The 17,972-nt window shown below is 71.9% G+C and carries 12 protein-coding genes; 5 read left to right on the top strand and 7 right to left on the bottom strand.

Going from position 1 to position 17,972, the window contains the following annotated elements:
* Nucleotides 1-5 precede the first annotated feature (5 nt).
* The 3 genes from AC07C1_RS32540 (at nt 6) to AC07C1_RS32530 (ending at nt 1,951) form a co-directional block, all read left to right on the top strand.
* Nucleotides 6-446, top strand: a complete 441-nt coding sequence (locus AC07C1_RS32540; RefSeq protein WP_478944881.1) for a DUF1931 family protein — start codon at nt 6-8, stop codon at nt 444-446.
* A 272-nt stretch (nt 447-718) separates the two neighbouring features.
* Nucleotides 719-1,315: a type 1 glutamine amidotransferase domain-containing protein gene (locus AC07C1_RS32535; RefSeq protein WP_478944879.1), complete on the top strand. Its 597-nt coding sequence runs from the start codon at nt 719-721 to the stop codon at nt 1,313-1,315.
* Nucleotides 1,316-1,450: 135 nt separating this feature from the next.
* Nucleotides 1,451-1,951: a hypothetical protein gene (locus AC07C1_RS32530; RefSeq protein WP_478944877.1), complete on the top strand. Its 501-nt coding sequence runs from the start codon at nt 1,451-1,453 to the stop codon at nt 1,949-1,951.
* Nucleotides 1,952-1,992: 41 nt separating this feature from the next.
* On the opposite strand, the gene AC07C1_RS32525 is transcribed toward AC07C1_RS32530, so the two are convergent.
* The 4 genes from AC07C1_RS32525 to AC07C1_RS32510 all read right to left on the bottom strand — a co-directional run bounded on the left by AC07C1_RS32525 (nt 1,993) and on the right by AC07C1_RS32510 (nt 10,878).
* Nucleotides 1,993-4,161 carry a bifunctional serine/threonine-protein kinase/ABC transporter substrate-binding protein gene (locus AC07C1_RS32525; RefSeq protein WP_478944875.1) on the bottom strand — a complete coding sequence of 723 codons (2,169 nt, stop codon included), beginning with the start codon at nt 4,159-4,161 and terminating at the stop codon, nt 1,993-1,995.
* Nucleotides 4,161-6,413 carry a bifunctional serine/threonine-protein kinase/ABC transporter substrate-binding protein gene (locus tag AC07C1_RS32520; RefSeq protein WP_478944873.1) on the bottom strand — a complete coding sequence of 751 codons (2,253 nt, stop codon included), beginning with the start codon at nt 6,411-6,413 and terminating at the stop codon, nt 4,161-4,163. The genes AC07C1_RS32525 and AC07C1_RS32520 overlap by 1 nt, the downstream gene beginning before the upstream one ends.
* Nucleotides 6,413-7,192 (bottom strand): hypothetical protein, encoded by a 780-nt coding sequence (locus tag AC07C1_RS32515; RefSeq protein ID WP_478944871.1) that lies wholly within the window; start codon nt 7,190-7,192, stop codon nt 6,413-6,415. The genes AC07C1_RS32520 and AC07C1_RS32515 overlap by 1 nt, the downstream gene beginning before the upstream one ends.
* An 803-nt stretch (nt 7,193-7,995) precedes the next feature.
* Nucleotides 7,996-10,878 (bottom strand): helix-turn-helix transcriptional regulator, encoded by a 2,883-nt coding sequence (locus tag AC07C1_RS32510; RefSeq protein WP_478944869.1) that lies wholly within the window; start codon nt 10,876-10,878, stop codon nt 7,996-7,998.
* Nucleotides 10,879-11,126: 248 nt separating this feature from the next.
* Between AC07C1_RS32510 and AC07C1_RS32505 the strand changes: the two genes are divergently transcribed.
* Nucleotides 11,127-11,786: a TetR/AcrR family transcriptional regulator gene (locus tag AC07C1_RS32505; protein WP_478944867.1), complete on the top strand. Its 660-nt coding sequence runs from the start codon at nt 11,127-11,129 to the stop codon at nt 11,784-11,786.
* Between the two features lie 154 nt (nt 11,787-11,940).
* Here AC07C1_RS32505 and AC07C1_RS32500 read toward each other — a convergent pair whose 3' ends face one another.
* Both AC07C1_RS32500 and AC07C1_RS32495 read right to left on the bottom strand, forming a co-directional pair.
* Nucleotides 11,941-13,602, bottom strand: a complete 1,662-nt coding sequence (locus AC07C1_RS32500; RefSeq protein ID WP_478944865.1) for a carboxylesterase/lipase family protein — start codon at nt 13,600-13,602, stop codon at nt 11,941-11,943.
* Between the two features lie 32 nt (nt 13,603-13,634).
* Nucleotides 13,635-14,882, bottom strand: a complete 1,248-nt coding sequence (locus tag AC07C1_RS32495; protein ID WP_478944862.1) for a choice-of-anchor Q domain-containing protein — start codon at nt 14,880-14,882, stop codon at nt 13,635-13,637.
* Nucleotides 14,883-15,561: 679 nt separating this feature from the next.
* Between AC07C1_RS32495 and AC07C1_RS32490 the strand changes: the two genes are divergently transcribed.
* Nucleotides 15,562-16,464, top strand: coding sequence for an SDR family NAD(P)-dependent oxidoreductase (locus tag AC07C1_RS32490; RefSeq protein WP_478944860.1), 903 nt, complete (start codon nt 15,562-15,564; stop codon nt 16,462-16,464).
* 114 nt (nt 16,465-16,578) lie between these two features.
* On the opposite strand, the gene AC07C1_RS32485 is transcribed toward AC07C1_RS32490, so the two are convergent.
* Nucleotides 16,579-17,700, bottom strand: a complete 1,122-nt coding sequence (locus AC07C1_RS32485; protein ID WP_478944858.1) for a phosphotransferase enzyme family protein — start codon at nt 17,698-17,700, stop codon at nt 16,579-16,581.
* Nucleotides 17,701-17,972: the final 272 nt, after the last annotated feature.

Here is a 17,972-nt window from a genome sequence, read left to right as displayed (position 1 = left end):
CCGTCATGGGTGTGTCGAAGTTCGAGAGGTTCTTCCGCGCCGCCGCAGGCCTCGACGTGGACAAGAACGACCTGAAGCGGTACAGCGACTTCGTCGACGCCAAGCTCTACGACCTCCTGGTCGTCGGCCAGGCGTCGGCCAAGGCCAACGGCCGGGACACCGTCGAACCGTGGGACCTACCGATCACCAAGGGCCTCCAGGAGAGCATCCACCGGTTCCGGCGGCTCGACGAGGAGGTCGAGCTGAAGCCGATCCTGGAACGGCTCGCCGCGCACCCTCCCCTCGACAGGACGCCCACCCAGGAGACCGAAGAGCGCTACCCCGAGATCATCGGCGGTCTCAGCGTCGCCCTCGCCGAGACGTTCAAGACCATCTACACGGACGTCAAGAACCCGCAGACCGGCCACTGGGAGGGGGTGACCGCGGTGTTCGACCGGCTGCTGTAGCAGTTGCGCCCCGGTGCATGTCGCCGGTCTGACTGATATGCCGGACCGGGGTCGGAAGGCGGAGACTGGGAGCCTCACCGAGACCAGGCCGGGAAGACCAAGGTCGCCCTCCAGCCGGGCGGCAGCTACCGCTGATCGCGCGCAGACGTGCCCTCGGCGCACCCTCGGCCGGGCCTTGCCGTCCCCGGTCCGGAACGGGATCCGGACGGGCCCTGCCGGGTGTCCCTGCCGCTCGCATCGTACAACCAGCGACTCGTGAAGGGAGCCTTACCATGACACAGGAACTCCAGGGGATGCGGGTGGGGATTCTGGCCACCGACGGCGTCGAGCGCGTGGAACTCGACCAGCCGCGCGGTGCGCTGCAGGGCGCAGGGGCGAAGACCGAGATCGTCTCGCTCCACCCCGGCGAGATCCAGGCCCGCCAGTTCGACCTCAACGCTGCCGGAACCTTCCCCGTGGACCGCCTGGTCGCCGACGCCTCCGTCGACGACTACCACGCCCTGCTCCTGCCCGGCGGCACCATGAACCCTGACCAGCTGCGCATGGACCGCGACGCGGTGCGGTTCGTCAAGGACTTCATGGCCAGCGGGAAACCGGTCGCATCGATCTGCCACGGCCCGTGGACCCTGGCGGAAGCCGACGCCGTGCGCGGCCGCCGCCTGACGTCCTGGCCCAGCATCCGCACCGACCTGCGCAACGCCGGCGCGAAGGTCGTCGCCGACCAGGAGGTGGTCGTCGACGGGCAGCTGGTCACCAGCACGCCGCCTTGGCGGCGCGGTGCTGATTCCCGTGCTGACTACGCACCGTTGAACCGGACATCTCGGAGCTGCGCGATTTCAAGGCAGTCCGGCCCCGGTGCTCCCAGCTGAAACACGGTCAGGCTCGCCTGCGGTACTTCCCCGTGGCGTCACAGGGTTGTTCCAGGTGGTGCGATCCCGGACGTACGCCGCCGCGGCGGCCTGAGAATCGAGGGTGTACCGGACCAGGGGGAAGGGGCGGGAGCCGTGGCGGCAAAGGTGTTGGGGACCTTCGAGTACAGGATCACGCACATCGTCAGCCAGGAGGCCGGTCACAATGACACGCGGACGATCGCCCTCACCAACGACGACGCGGGCCGTCTGGAACGGTTCGAGCAATGCAGGAACGAGACCCACGCGACGTGCGACCACTGCGGCGCTCGACTCCTGGTGGCCCTCCCGTCGTTCGCCGAAGTGCGCAGTGAGCGCCGCAGGCACGGGTTGTGGTGGAAGGTGTGCGCCCTGGCGACGGTCCTCAGCGGCTACGGTCTCCTCCACGTGACCCGCACCGCCACGGGCGCGGGATACGGGCCTGGCATCGCCTTCGCCGTGACCGTGGCCGCGACGCTGTTCTTCGGGTACCGCACGCTGATCAGCGGATTGCTCTCGCGCAGCAACGGAGGACCTGACGTCACTCGCGTCGACTGCCGGGAACCCGGAAGCGTACGGCACAGCTGGACCTACGTGCAGGCGGCCGAGGATGCGTGACGCGGTCGGGCGGTCCCGTCGGCTCCCGTCACCGCACCGGCTCAAGCCGTGGCATCCTCGTACTGGCCGAGAAAGCGGAAGCGGCCGCCCGACGCCTGGAAGAGGTACAGCGCCTTCATGGTGTACCTCCTGCTCGACGACGTGTAGCTCAGCCGCTTGGTGATCCCCCGGTAGTCCGTCTCGCGCAGCCGCCCCACGATCGCGCCCCGTTCCGCCCGGGAGCTGCCCAGCGTTGTCATCGCCCGGGCCACGAAGAGCGTCGCGTCGTAGGCCTCCGCGGAGTACCAGGGCGGGGCGGCGCCGAAGCGTTCGCGGTAGGCGGTGGCGAAGGACTTCGCGGACGTCACACGGGTCGGATCGAGGAATGCGGTGGCGAAGACCCACCCCTCACCGGCGTCGCCCGCCGAGGTGAGAAAGCGTGGATCGAGGGCGCGTTGGGTGGCCAGCCGTGCACCGGAGTAGCCGGCGGCACGCAGCGCACGGGCCAGTTGCGCCGCGCGTGCGGGCCCTCCGGCGAACAGCACCGCGTCCGCGTCCGCGGCGGTCACCGACTCGGCGAGGGCACGGAAGGCGTCGGCCCCGTCGTCCCTGGCGGCGAGGGTGCGCCGGGTCGTGGTGGGCTGTCCCGATCCGACCGCCTCGGCGACGCCCGCACAGATCTCCCAGCTGAAGTCGCCCTCGGCCGCGTCGTCGATCAGCACCGTCCGGCGTGCCCGGACGGAGCGGACCAGGTAGGCGACCAGCGGTGCGGCCAGGTTGCGATCGGGGGGCCGGGTGGCCGCGTACGTCGGGTACGTGAGGGCGGACAGCTCGTCGAGCCCGACCGACACGGAGACCATGGGGAGCAGCGCATGGTGATACTCCTTGAGGACGGCCTTGGCGCAGGCGTCGGTGGTCGGCCCGATCACGGCGCGGACCCGGTCGTCGGCCGCCAGCTGCCGCGCGACCTGTCGCGCCCGGGTCGTGCTGCCCGCGTCGTCGTGCACCTGGAGTGCGAGGTCGAAGCCGCGTCCGGCACGGGAGTTGACGTGGTCGACGGCCAGCCGGACACCGTTCCTCTGCGCCAGTCCGGCTGCCTTCTGATCTCCCGTCAGATCGGCGTGCAGGGCGACCACCAGCCGCGGCAGCCGTGTGCCGGCACCTCCGGTCGAGGAGCGGCCGGGTGGATCCGCCGTCCACCAGGCCGCCGTGGCACCCGCCGCCACGACCCCGGCGGCCGAGCCCAGCACCAGGAATCGGCGTCGTGTGGCGCCCCTCGGCCTTCCCTCCGCGGCCGGCACCGTGACGACGTCTGCCGGAGCGCCGGACACCTGCGTCGCCTCAACCGCGGGCAGCGCGAGCGCGGCGGCCGAACGGCGCGCGATCAGCCCGGTGAGCGACTCCGGCAACCACCCCCCGGCCTCGCTCCCACCATCCAGAGCCTCCCGCACCTCGGTCACGGTGGGGCGGGCGACGTGCTCCTTCCCCAGGCACTCCCGTAGCAGCGGCAGCAACGGCGCCGGTACGCCATCCAGGTCCGGATCGCCGTGGACGGTACGCACCAGCACCTCGGCCGCGGAACCCCGGCCGAAGGGGCGTTCGCCCGTCACCGCGAACGCCAGCAGACAGCCGAGCGAGAAGACGTCGCTGGCCGGTCCGATCTCCCGGCCCCGCCCCTGGGCCTGTTCGGGGGAGAGGAACCCGGGCGAGCCGACCACCATCCCGCTGGCAGTGAGCGCGGTGTCCTCCGGCATACGGGCGATACCGAAATCGATCATCCGGGGCCCGTCGACCGCGAGCAGCACATTGCCCGGCTTCACGTCCCGGTGCACCAGACCCGCCGCGTGCACGGCCGCCAGCGCGTCCGCGAGGCGGGCCCCCAGGAACCGCACCGAGCCGTACGGCAGCGGCCCGCACTCCTCGATCGCCTCCGCCAGCGAGGGGCCCGGCACGAACGCCGTGGCGAGCCAAGGGGACTCCGCGTCCGGGTCCGCGTCGAGCAGCGGTACGACCCAGGGGCTCGCGACCCGGCCCGCCGTCTCCACCTCACGGCGGAAACGGGCCCGGAAGCCCGGGTCGTCCGCGTGCGCGGCGCGGATGACCTTCACCGCGGCCAGCGAACCCCCGCCGGAACGCGCCAGGTACACCACGCCCATGCCGCCCGCGCCCAGCCGGCGCAGCAGCCGGTAGCCCGCGATCCTGGCCGGGTCGGCGCCGCGCAACGGCTCCATCAGGTCGACACCCGGAACGACGCCACACCCTGGTACCGGAACCGGCCGGCGTCGGCCTTCCACAGGTAGACCCCGCCCCCGTCGACGACCAGGGCCCCGGTCTTCTTGTCGAAGGCGAAGTTCTTCGTGATCCCCTTGTACGAGGTCGCCCGCAGCGCTGTCGTCAGGTTCTGCCGGGTGACGCGCCCGGCGGCCAGCGAGCTCAGACTCCGCACCGTCAACCGGGCGACGTCGTACGCCTCGACGGCATACCGTTCCGGCTCGGCGCCGAAACGCTTGCGGTACGCGGCCGCGAACGCCTTGGCCTCGGGTGCCACGGAGGCGTCCATGACGGGGGCGACGATCACCCAGCCGTCAGCCGCGTCCCCGGCGGCGGACAGGAACCGGGTGTCGAGCACCCCCTGGGCGGCGGCCCGTGCGCCCGGGAATCCACGGTTCTTCAGTTCCCGGGCCAGCAGCGCGGCCCGGTCGTGGTAGCCGGCGAAGACCACGGAGTCCGCGCCGCCGTCGAGCAGGGCGTCGAGGGTCGGCCCGAAGTCCGTCCGCAACGCGCTGACCACCTTCGGGACGGCCGGCTGCCGGGCGTCCCGAAGGACCCGGCTGAGTGAACTGCTGATCTCCCAGGCGTACGCGTCCGCCGCCCGGTCGTCGACGATGCCGACCGTGCGCGACTTCGCGGTGCCGCGCAGATAGGCGCTGAGGTAGAACGGCAGGATCGTGTCCGGCACGCGGGCGTGGAGGAAGGACCGGCTGCCCGTCACCACCAGCACCGTGGCGCCGGGCGACACCGCGATCAGGGGAAGCGAGGCGGCGTCGTACCTGGCCAGCGCGGCCAGGGCGGTGTCGTCCGTGGTGGGGCCGATCACGGCCAGCACGTTACGGTCGGCGATGAGTTGCTTGGCCACGGCGGGCGCCCTGGCCGGATCGCCACCGTCGTCCACGGCCCGCACGGCGAGCGTGAAGGGCCTGTCCTCACGGGAGTTGAACTCGTCGACGGCGAGCCGCAGCCCCCGCTCCTGAGCCCGGCCCACCGCTTGGTGGTCACCGCTCAGATCGGCGTGCAGGCCGATGGTGTGTACGGGCCCGCTCGCCGTCGGGGCGCCGGTGGAGCCGTTTTCCTTGCCGTCACCGGAGAGCGCGGCCCAGGCGGCCACACCGCCGCCGGCTGCGACGGCCACCGCGCCACCGGTCAGGGCGAGGAAACGGCGCCTGCCGACGGCACGGCTCGATGGCTGTCCGGAGGTGTCGTCCTCCGCGGTGGTGTCGGCGGCCGCGGAGTCGACCTCGGTGTCGTCGATGGCGGGCAACCCGATCCCGGCGGTCGACCGTTCGGCGATCAGCCGGATCAACGGCTCGGGCAACCAGGCCTGGTCGCCGGGTTCCTGCTCCTCGGGCGCCGGCCGGGGTCCCGCCCGCAGAGCCTCTCGCGGGTCGGGCGGGGCAGCAGGCGCGGTGGCCGTGAGGGCCTCCGACAACTCCTCGGCGGTGGGCCGCAGTTGCGGGCTCTTCTCCAGGCAACCGCGTACCACCTCGGCGAGCTCCTGCGGAACACCTTCCAGGTCCGGGGCGTCATGCACCGTGCGGTACAGCAGCGCGTCGAGTGAGCCGGTACCGAAGGGAGGGCGGCCGGTGGCCGCGTGGGCCAGCACGCAGCCCAGCGAGAAGACGTCGCCGGCCGGACCCAGCTCGCGCCCGCCCCCGGCTTGTTCCGGTGCCAGGAAGCCGGGTGTGCCCACCACGACACCGGTCGACGTGAGCGCGGTGTCCTGCGGATCGCGGGCCACACCGAAGTCGATCAGCCGTGGTCCGTCGAGAGCCAGCAGCACATTGCCCGGCTTGACGTCCCGGTGCACGAGACCGACCCCGTGGAGGTCCCGCAGCGCCTGGGCGAGCCGCGCCCCCAGCACGCGCAGGCTCCGCACGGGCAACGGTCCGTGCGCCGCGACGGCCTCACCGAGCGAGGGCCCCGGCACGAAGTCCGTGGCCAGCCAGGGCTGCGGCGCCTCCGGGTCGGCGTCGACCAGGGACGCCACCCAAGGGCTCGTCATCCGGCGGGCCGTCTCCGCCTCCCGCCGGAACCGCTCCCGGAAGCCGGCGTCCTCGGCGTACTCGGCCTGGATTACCTTCAGCGCGACCAGTGAACCGCCGGCCGAGCGGGCCAGGTACACCACGCCCATCCCGCCCGCGCCGAGCCGTCCGAGCAGCCGATGACCCGCCAGCCTGGACGGATCGGAATTACGCAGCGGCTCCATCACTTCTCCTTCAAGCGCTGCTGAACGCGGCCCAGCATCCGGCCCAGGGCGGTGGCACCAAGTTGTTGGAGTTCCTTCTCGGTGTGCCCCTTCCAGCCCGTCACGGAGACGGCCACGACGACCGTGCCCAGCCGGGCGACCATCCACTCGTACGGCTGGGCGGCGCCGCCCTTCTCGACGTACTGACCGGCCTCCAGGACGGAGTCGTCGGCGTAGTCCTGCTCGCGGGTGCCGAAGGGCGTGCCGAGCGAGTTCAGACCCGTGATCCGCTCGTGGGCCCGCGGCTGTTGCTCCGGGCAGCGCAGGACTTCCTCCAGGGTTGTGCTCAGCTGCTCGTCGGCGCCGAGGACCGAAGAGTGCGCGGTGGCCGCGGCCGTCACCTTGACGGCACCCTTGCCGCCGCCTGCCGGCAGCAGGCTGTACCGGGACAGGCCGGCCAGTACCCCCCGAGGGGCTTTTTCGCGTGCCCAGCGGCAGCTGTCGTCCAGCACGGCCCAGGTGCCCCGGGGGCTCTCGGCCGGGTCCTGCGCGACGAAGCCCCGGCCCCAGTCGCCCGGAGCGAACACCACCGAGTCCACCAGGCGTTCCCCGTCCTTCGAGGTCCTCGGGACGAGGGCGGCGTCCGGCGTGAAGACGGGAGGGGCGGTCGAGGCGCCCGACGGGGACACCGCAGCTTCGGGCGAGGCGGTGTGCGCGGACGACCCGGTCCGCCGGGGTCCGTTGTCCGCCCCCTGTGCCGAACACCCGGCCAGCAGAGTTCCCGCCACCACGAGCGTCATCCAACTTCGCCGCACACCTCGGGTGTTGCCGTTCACGCAGTCCCCTCTGCACCCGCTCGAGTCGTCCGACTGCCGAATGTAGACGGCCGTGGGAGGAGCGGCCTCAGTGGAAACACGTAACCCCCTACGTGTTCTGCCACGTCCCCGGTGTACGGCCCGAAGGCGGGGAGGAGTGCGTGGTTTCACGGATGTGCCCGCGCACGCGGCCCCGGCACACTGACGCGGGGTGCGAGCCGGCGGCGGGCAGGGGACCCCGCCGGACCGCACACGACGAAAGGTGAGCATCCGTGAAGCCGATGACCGGCGAAGAGGCGCGGGGAGCCCGCTGGCCCGCGTCCTTCCCGGGCGCGTCCCGCGCCAGGGCCCCGGCGCACGCACTGGCCGTTCTGGTGGTCGTGACCGCCGTGCCGGTGCCGATCCTGCTGATGTGCAGCGCTGCCCGGCGCACTGCCGGGCCTGCGCGGGGTGCCGTACGGGCTGCAGACCGCACTGGCCCGGGTGGCCTCGGTGCTCGCGCCCCGGCGCTGTGCCTGACCACCGCGCTCATGACTGACGGCGACCACTGCACGGCGCAGCTGACCGAGCATCCGCTCGCGGGTCATGCGCGGGCCGCGTCCGTCGTGGCCGCGCCGGCCGTGGGGTCAGCGGTCGCGGATCACGTGGCCGGCCTCGCGTCGCCGGGCGCACCTGGCCATGCTGTACGCGATGTGGCTCGCCACAGTCGCGGTCGCCGCCGTGGTGATCCTGGCGCCGCGGCTTCAGGCGGCCCAGACCTGCGCCCACAACCGATCACCGGACCCGGCTCACGAGCCTGGTCCCAGCCCGACGCGGGTCATGAGTCCGGCCAGGGCCGCGCGGGACGGCACCGACGCCTTCCGGTAGATGGAGGACAGGTGGGTCTCGACGGTGCGTCGGCTGAGGTGGAGCCGAGCGGCGATGCCCTGGTTGCTCAGGCCCTGCGCCACCAGCCCCGCCACCTCCAGCTCACGGGCCGTCAGCTCCGCGAGCTGCGCCGGAACCGTCGGGGTCTGCGCCATCACCTGGGGGCGGATCAGTTCGGCGAGGTCCACCAGCAGGCGTGCGCCGCCGCCGACGGCGATCCGGTGGGCCCGGTGCCACATCGCGGCGGCGCGCGCTCCCTGCCCCGTGCGCTGCACCAAGGGCGCCGCCCGCAGCAGGGAGTACGCCTCCCACAGGGATTGGCCGCAGCAGACGTACTCCTGCGCCGTCGCGTCGAGGAGCCGTACGGCCCTGCCGGTTTCGCCCTGGTGCTCGGCCAGCGTGGCCTGAGCACGCAGGGCGGCCGCGCGCTGACCGTCGAGGCCGAGCCGGTCGGCCTCGCGCGTCGCCTGGGCGACCCAGCGGCTGGCCGCGTCGACGTCACCTGCGGCGAGGGCCGCGGCCGCGAGGGTGTCGAGCTGGCCTGGGCGGATCGAGGGTTGCAGCAGGGGCAGTTCAGGACCGCCGCCTGCCGCCGTGATGGCCTCCTGCGCGCGGTGGGGGTCACCGCTCACGTACGTCGCGTGCCCGAGCATGCACCAGGCCAGGGACGACCACCAGCCCCTGCTCCGGCCCACCGCGGCGGTGGCCTCCTCACCCGTGGACAGGGCGCTGCCGTCCCCCAGCGGACGCACCAGCAGCAGCACCAGCGTCTTGATGGCCAGGGTGAAACCCAGAAGGTCCTCGCTGCCCGCGGCCCGGGCGATCAACTCCGCCTCCTCGGCCGCCTCCAGCGCGGACGGCAGACGGCAGGTGGTGAGATGGACGAAAGCCCTGCTCGTCAGGAGGTGCGGCAGGACGTGGAGTTGTCCGGTCCGGCGGGCGATGCGGAGCCCTCGGGTGACGTGCCGCTCGGCGTCGTCGTAGCGCTCCAGCAGGGTTTCCGCCCAGGCGAGCCAGACCAGCGCCTCGCACAGATCCGCGAGACCGGGATCGGTCAGCGCGTCGGCGAGTGAACCAGCGGCGTCGGTGAAACGGGCCGCCGCCTCCGTCTCCCCCTCGTACGCCTCGCCCAGGGCTGCCAGGGCCAACGCCGCCGCCTCACCGGTGGGGTCGTCGTCGGCACGTGCCACGGCGACGGCCTGCGCGACGTCCTCGCGTGCCTCCGGATAGGACGCGGTCAGCAGAGCGGACATGCCGAGGGCCAGTCGCAGGGAGACCGCCTGGGCGGGGGACGGACCCGGAGCGCGGGACAGCTCCCGGCGCAGCAGCGCGGTGGCCTCGGGGGAGTGGCCGAGGTGCCGCTCCATCACGGCGCACTGGGCGACGGCCTGCGTACGCAGTTCGGGATGGTCCTTGCCGGCCGTCTCGATCAGGGTGTGCAGCAGGTCCCGGCTCTCCCGGAGGCTCCCGCTGACGCCGAGCGCGCGGGCGCGTGCCAGGACCAGTTCGCCGCGTTGCCTGAAGCGGTCGGGACTGTCCGGCATATGGGTGAGGACGACATCCAGCAGATGGGCGGCCGTGGCCGGCGCGGTTGACGCGAACCGTGCGGCGGCCTCGATGAGCACCTCCGCGGCCCGGGGGTCCCAGCCGGTCAGCGACCGTTCGACGTGGCGGGCCCGCTCGGTGGCGGGAGCACCGCCACGGGCCAGTTCGCGCGCGGCACGGCGGTGGACCTCGGCCCGCCGCCCGGGCGCGGTTCCCTCGTAGACCAGGGCCCGGACCAGGGGATGGCGCAGCGTCCACCGGCCGCCCGGTCCGGCGCGCAGCAGATCCCGCACCACCAGGGCACCGGTCTCGTTCTCCACGTCCTGGGGGGACAGCCCGGTCGTCACGGTCAGCATGCCGGGCGTCGCGTGGTCGCCGAGCGCCGCCACCGCCTCGACAAGCCGGCGCTGCGGGCCGGTGAGCGTGGCCAACTCGTCGAGCAGCAGCGCCGCGAGCCCACCGGGCAGGCCTGCCGGGACCATGGCGTCGCCGTGCGCGTCGGGCGTGAGGCCGTGCGGTGACACCCCTGTGCGGTACGCGTGCACCAGGGCGAACAGGTACAAGGGGTTGCCCTCGCTGGCGGTGTGCAGCTGTCTGGCCCGGTCCTCGGGCACGTCGGGAGCCAGCGCCAGGACGGATTCCTGCTCGGAGAGCGGCTCCAGGGCGAACTGGAGCACGGTTCCGCCGGATGCGCCGCGCGTCAGCGCCGCGGTCAGGGACGTCGGCGTCTGCCGGACCCGCCGGGCCACCGCCAGGAGGGCGCGTCCGCGCGCGGGGTGCCGGATCAGGTGGTCCACGAGTTCGCGTGAGGCGGGATCCGCCCAGTGCAGGTCGTCCAGTGCCAGCACCAGACCCCGCTCACCCAGGTGCGTCAGGAACGCGGCGATCTCACGATGCAGCTCGAACCGGGCGGCGGCACCTTCCGGGGAAACGTCGCCCGGTGACCTCCGGATGCCGTGCAGCACCGAGCGCATGTCAATGAGAGCGGGGTCGGCGTCCCGGGTGCCGGGGTCGGTGTCGGCGAGCGCGTCGGTGAACAGCTGGTAGGGGACGTGCTGTTCGTACTCCGTGGCCCGGCCGCGCAGTACGGTGAACCCGGCCCTGCGGGCCCGCGCGCACAGCTCGTCGAGCAACCTGCTCTTTCCGATGCCGGGTTCACCGACGATGTCGACGACCTCCGGCAGGCCGGACCGGCCCAGGCCTGCCAACAGCGTGTCCAGCCGCGCCAGTTCCGTCGATCTGCCCACCAGTCCTGCCACGCCTACGTCCCCCCCGGCCGGTGACCTGCGCACCCGCGTCGATCTTCGTTCCCCACAGCTCACCTTAAGGGGCCGCACAGCCGGCACCAGGTGCCTGGGGACAGGTCGTGGCAGGGCGGAGCAGGAAGGGTGCGCCGGGAGCCGTCGACCCTGACGAAATCTGCTGCGGCGGCCGGACGTGGCCGGATGCAGTGCCGAGAAGCGGTACGAGGCTGAGCACACCCCGGCTTCTCGCCTAGAGTCGGCGTATGACGGAGGCATCGGCCCAGGACCGCGGCGCGCGGTCCCGAGACGCGATTCTCGACACCGCCGGCACACTGATGTCGCGGTACGGCTACGCCGCCACGTCCATTTCCATGATCTCCGCCGACTGCGGTCTGCCGGCCAGCTCCATCTACTGGCACTTCGGCAGCAAGGACGGGATCTATGTCGCGGTGCTGGAGCGCGCCAGGACCGCGCTGCTGGCAGCCCTGCCCCCGGCCGAGGTGCCGGGCACCGACGTCGCACAGCGCCTGGACGCCTTCCTCGCTGAGGTCGAGGGCGCCTTCCGGCGCCACCCGCACGGTCTGAAACTGCTGCTGGGGCTGGGCATGGTCCAGGAGGACGCCAGCGCTGCGGCCGTGGCCGAGGTGCACCACTACCGCGACGCGCTGGTGGCCTGGGCTCAGGATGCGCTGAGCGCCGTCTTCGGGCTGAGTGACCGCCCCGAGGTGGCGGACGAACTGGCGCGCTTCACACTCAGAATGGCGAGTGGCACCGCAGTCGCCCGCTGGTTCGAACCGGGCGCCGTGCTGGAGACCGGGCCGTTGCACGTCGCCTTGCTGGCGCTCGCGGCTCACCACAACGTTCCGGTGCGCGGAACCTCGGGCGAGGACGCCCTCTCCCACGACGTCACGGACAGGGAATGACGACTGGGCGCGCCGCCCCCGGATCGAGCGGTTCACAGGCGCGTTCGCCCCGCAGCGGGCCGGGCCGCAAGGCGACGGATCCTGACCGCAGGTCCATTCGCGCAGGCAGCCGGTCCCCGGGCGAGGGCTTGTTGCGGCCGCAGGTGCGTCGACGTCATCGCACGGCTCCCCGGGAAGTGGGGGAGGGGAGCCAGAACGCGCAGTGGTGGTCGGTCGCGAAGCCGGTGGTGGATGCGACCCGGTCCGGCGCCAGCACCTGGACGCGGTCCCCTTCGGCCGTGTAGCGGGACCAGGCGGGGACACGGGAGCCGTTGGGGTCGCCGGTGGCCACGAACCGTGCCCAGTAGGCGGTCATCGTGGCGGACAGCCGCCGCTGGGCGGGCGTCAGGTGCAGGGAGTCCATGGGAAAGAGATAGGCCAGTTCGGAGGCGTGGAACGCGCCCTGCGGCGTGTGCGGCGCCGGGATGAACGGTGGTGCCTGGGGGTCGTGGAACTCGTAGGCGTAGACGGGCGCCCGGGTGCCGTACAGCCGGCTGTCGGCCCGTGCCGGGCAGGCGAACCGCTGGTCGGTGTTGACGGCGGAGTAGGCCAGGTTCGGGGAGGGATACGCCGAGGCCGGATACATGTGCAGGACCGCCGCTGCGCGGCCGCCGTTCTGGAGCCCGATCAGGGCGGCGTACGAGGCCGTGGTCAGGGGGCCGCCGCCGAGCAGATCCAGGTACAGCGCGGTGAAGTACCGGTATTCGTCATGGGTGTTGCCGTTCAGGGTCGGGACGGCGTTCACTCGTCCCTCGGCCCATGCCCTGCGCGGAGCACGCGGGAGGAGACGTGTCCCGGTGTTCGGGCCCCACAGGGAGGCTGCCCCGGTCCCGGCGCCGCGAAGGAGCTCGGTGGTGGTCAGGGCGCGCAGACAGGTCGCCGCGGTCGCCGGGTCCGCGCACCCGACCGAGGCCGCGAAGTCGCTGCCTCCCCGCTCGGCCGCGCCGAGCGTGAGCGGTGTCAGGGCGCCGTCCGAGGCGCAGCTCCCGCTCTGCTGGATCGCCCGCTGGAACAGGCCTTCGGCGGTCGGGGAGGCGATGTGGGCGCAGGTGTCCGCCGATCCGGCGGACTGGCCGCCCAGGGTCACTCGGTCGTGGTCGCCCCCGAAGGCGCCGATGTTGTGCCGGACCCAGCGCAGCGCGGCCTGCTGATCCATCAAGCCGTAGTCGCCGGAGGCGTGGTCCTCGCTCTCCGCCGACAGGGCGGGGTGGGCGAGGAACCCCAGCGCTCCCAGGCGGTAGTTGACGGTCACCACGATCACGCCGCGCGCGCTCAGCGTCGAGCCGTCGTAGTCGCTGCCGGCGCCGTAGGCGTTGCCGCCGCCGTGCAGCCACACCAGCACCGGGAGGGGCCAGCCGCCGGTGCGTGCGGGTGTCCACACATTCAGGTACAGGCAGTCCTCCGTCGTGCTGCCGGTGCGGTTGGACTCGCCGGGCAGGACGGGACCGCCGTCGGGGAGCAGCGTCAGCGGCAGTTGGGGGCAGGGCCGGGCGGGTACGGTGGCATCCCGCACGCCGGGCCAACGCTCGGCCGGCCGTGGGGGACGCCAGCGCAGTTCGCCCGTCGGCGGGGTGGCGAAGGGGATGCCCTGGAAGACCCGGCCGCCGTCGCGCTGGGCGGCGCCGCGCACCCAGCCGCGGTCGGTGTGCACGACCAGGGAGTCGTGAGCGGCATCGGCCCGGGCCGCGGGCGGGGGAACGGCGAGAGAGGACAGCAGCAGGGCCAGAATCGCGATCATGGTGCGGGCCAGGGTGGTGCACAGGTTCGGCGATCTCATCGCATCTCCTGATGCCGGTGCGAGCGGTGTCGTCATGGCGTGTGCTCGTAGGCGCCGATGTCGCAGGCGGCGCCCTGGGGGCGCGCGACACCGCGCTGGTCGGTGGCCGGGCAGTCGGCCGCCGCGTCCATGGCGGGGCTTCCCGGCAGCAGCGCGGCGGTGTCCGTGGGACCGCCGTTGTCGGCGAGCGGGCCGATCAGCGGCGCACGGCTGGGCAGGTCGCCCGCGGCGGTGAGCCGGCAACTGCCGTCACCGTCGATGTTGTGGCCCTCCGAGGCGATGGTGGCGAAGGCCTTCTTGCAGTTGGCGGCCTTGCCGTCGACCGTGTTGCCGGCGACGACGGAGTTGCGCAACGTCAGTCGCCCCAGCGGCAGGTCGACGACGTCGGGGATCGGGGAGGGCAGGCTGTCGAGGTAGGCGGGGGCGATGTTGATTCCGCCTCCGCCGTCGCTCGAACTGTTGCCGAAAACGGTCGAGTTGAGGATCTCCACGGGTCCAAGACCACGGATGTCGATCCCGCCGCCGTAGCCGGCGAGACTGCCGGGCCGGTCGCCCGGGTTCGTCACGCGGTTGTCGGCGACCGTCGAGTTGGTCACGGTGCCGGTGTCGTCGAACCTGATGCCCCCGGCCTCTCCCGCGACGTTCCCGCTGACGGTGCTGTCGACCAGATCCAGGTGCGAACCGGGGATGTTGAAGATGCCACCGCCGTATCCCGCGGAGTTCCCGGTCACGGCGACCCGGCGCAGCGTCATGCGGTGTCCGTTCGCGATGCCGCCACCACCGGTGTCGGTGATGGGCAGTTCGCGCTCCTTGGCCACACCACCGGTGACCGTCAGATCGGAAAGCCGGGTGTCCGCCTGCATGCGGAAGGCGCGGTCCAGGTGGTTGGCGTCGATGACGGTGGTCCGTGCGCCGGAGCCGCGGATCGTGATGGGCGCGGTGACGTTCAGGTCACCTGTGGTCGGGTCGGGGTGGTCTCCGATGACCAGACGGGGATCGGGTGGGATGGTCAGTTGGTAACGGCCCGGAGGCAGTGTGATGGTGCTGCCCTGGCGGGCGTTGGCGGCCATCACCGCGGCGCGCAGGCTGCAGGCGCCCGACGCGGTGCGGCAGAGCCCGTCCGACGGGTCGGCATCGACCGCGTCGGACGTGGTGTCCACAGTGAACTCCGTCGGTCCGACGGCTGCGGGTGTCGCGGCAGCCCTGGACGTGGGTGCGGCGAGTGCTACGGCCGTGGTGAGGACGACGGCGAGTGCGGCCGGGCTGGTTCGGACGTTCATCAGTGCACTCCTCTCGGCGAGAAGGGGAGGACTCGGCTGAGCGATGACTACCTGCTGGTTCGGATGCGGCTCGTGCGAGAAACGCGGCCGGGCGCCTTCGGGTGTGGCGCTCGAGCGGCGGGGCGGGCCGGAGCAGGGGCTGGTGGGCTGCGAACGGCAGGTGAACCGTCCGTGGTCTGTAGGGAGCGTTCCATTCACTGACTCCCGTGTCTACTGATCGGCAGGGGAATGACCGGATAGAGACGGCATCTCTTGTACGGGGTGGAAGCGGCTGCGCCCCGCTCGTCGAACGGGCGGGGCCGTATCGGTCACCGCTGGCGGAAGTGGTCCGTAGGCGTGGTGCGCATTGCGCGACCGATGCCGCGGTACGCCCGATGCGGGTCCGACGCGGCGGCGTTCTTGCCGGCATCGGACGCTCGACGAACCGATGGGCGTCAAGCGTCGGCGTGGTGTGGCCGGGCAAGGCGGCCCCGGTAGCCCGACCGTATGAGGCTCCGGGCCGAAGTGCGGCTGCGTTGCGCGTCGGCATGTCTCACTCGCGGCGCGGGGTGCTTTCGTCTGGGGGCAGGTATGCGACGGCTCCTGTGTCTGTCCCGGCGGGCCGGCCGACGTCCAACCCTTCTCCTGCGCGTCGTCCGGTTGCTGCGGGCGTTCCGTCCGCAACTCAGAAGGAGAGATCGTGGTGTCAGGAAACGTCGATGACAGCCGCGGGGTGGGGTCGTCCGCGCAGCTTCTCCGAGGCCAGAAGGCGCTGGTGACCGGTGCCAACTCGGGCATCGGCCTGGCGACCGCCATCGCTCTGGGCCGGGCCGGCGCGGACGTCGTGGTGAACTACGTCGTCGGTGCGTACGAGGCCGAGAACGTGGTGAAGGAGATCGAGGGCTTGGGAGTCCGCGCCTATGCCCACGAGGCCGATGTGTCCGACGAGGACCAGGTGACCGCCATGGTCGCGCGGATGGTCGAGGAGTTCGGCACCATCGACATCATGGTGGCCAATGCGGGCCTGCAGCGGGACGCGGCCGTGACGGAGATGACGCTCGCCCAGTGGCAGAAGGTCATCGACGTCAACCTGACCGGCCAGTTCCTGTGTGCGCGGGAGGCCGCCAAGGAGTTCATCCGACGCGGCGTGGTGGAGGAGGTCTCCCGTTCGGCGGGAAAGATCATCTGTATGAGTTCGGTCCACCAGATCGTCCCGTGGTCGGGGCACGTGAACTACGCCTCCTCGGTGGCGGACATGGCCAGCGACGGAGAAGCGCTGCAGGACGTACGGGAGGTGCGGCCCGATCAGCCTCTCGGCGAGCGCCAGAAGGACGTCGAAGTCCTCGCCGGCAGCGTAGAGGTCGAGCATCTGGAACTCGGGCGACCGGGCGTACGACTGCGGCACACATCTCGCCGGCCGGGGGCCGCGGGCACGTCGAGCTCCCGCAGGCTGAACAGCAGGTCGGACTTCACGACGACGGGGTTGAGCACGGGTAGCGCGCACGGCGGGGGCGCAGCTCAGTGCGGTCCAGGCCGCCTATGGCGGCCGCCGGCGCGGGTTCCGCCGGGGAGCCGAACGTGCTCTACTCATTGCGCTCGTTGAACGAGTTGGCGCGCATCCTCACCGGCCTGTGACCTACCAACACCGCAGCTCACCGGCGGGGCGGGTCCGGGACGGGTTCGATGACCGGTTACGCCGGCCATGAGGGTCATGAACTCAGCGAAGAGTGTCACGCAGGGCGTCCTCCAAGACAGGTAGCCGGTCCAGTAGCAGCAGAGCTGCCTCGTGCCGTGCCCGCGCGTACGACTCGAGTGCGGCGTCGACGATGTGCGGTCGTTCCACTGGTGCCGACAACGGAAAGGTCGAGCAGAGCTTGGCTGCACAGCCGACACGAAGCGAGTACAAGAGGTCGTCCGCGGGCGCCTTGGGGTTGGCGTCTCGATAGGCCAGGACGAGATCGGTGTATCCCTTGAGCCACCTCTCAACACCGTTGGACAGGACGCTCTTGGGGTCACAGCCAAGACGCACGATTTCCCAGGCGAGGTACCCAGGTGTGGGTGGTCCGAAGTCCACGATCGCGGCGACATCGTCGTTCTGAAACAGGACGTTGGGACCGGCCAGGTCGCCGTGCATGACCTGGACCGTCAGCCGTGGAAGTGAAGCGAGGATGCGCTCGACGTCCCCCAAGACGGCTTGTCGCTCACGCGCCGCCTGCAGAGCCCATGTCTCGAACTCCCCAAGCCTGGGCATGTGCTGGTACGCGAGAATCAGTCTCTCGAAGCGGTTACGTGCGGCGGCCACGTCGCACACCGCGGCACCAGGTTCCAGGGTGGGTGCGGCGGCGGGGTGAGCGGCGAGTCGGCTGTGAAGACGGCCCATCGCTGTGCCGACCGCTGCCCACCGTGCACCAGTCAGGGTGCCCTCGGCAGTGTCGGTGTGTGGCACGTACGACCATAGGGACATTGGCAGGCGGCCGCGGGTCTCGATGAGTTCGTGCTCGCGCGTGCGGGTTGCCCGCGCGGTCGCGACACCTCCGTCGGCGGCGTACTCGGACAGTTCGACCGATGCCCGCTCCAGGTCCAGACGATCTCGAGTGCGATAGACCTTGACGAAGTGCCGACGGCCCGTCTGGTCCACGATGGCGTAGTTGTCCGTCGAGGTGCCCTCCGGGATTCGCGGTATTTCTGCCGGGTGCAGTCCGTACGCGAGCACCAGCGTGTCGGCGACCGCCATGATCTGCTCCCCCTCCGCGGTGCGACCGGGTGTGGAAGGCGCGACGACAGGCTTGGTGGCGGGCTGGTGAGATGCGGTGGACATGGTCTCCTCGTCGAAGCGCACAGCGATAGTGGTCAGATGATGAGCCGGCGGCAGGTGGTCGGGTCGATCAAGACGCGGCCACGGACCGTTGCCGCCAGGTGCTCAGCGAGCTGCGGCGGGCCGCGCCGGGTGCAGCGGGGCCGCAAGATCGCCGACGGACAACGCTCCGTCAGTGCGGTCATCTGATTGCGCCTCCCTCGTTCGGGTTGTCGCAGTACCCGAGCCCGAACCGGCACCGCCACCAGCTGCCGGCAGGGGGCCGGCCGACCAAGCCGACACCGCGGCCTCCTGCC

The sequence above is a fragment of the Streptomyces sp. NPDC045022 genome (assembly GCF_056432605.1).
This window is presented reverse-complemented; position numbering and strand designations above follow the sequence as displayed.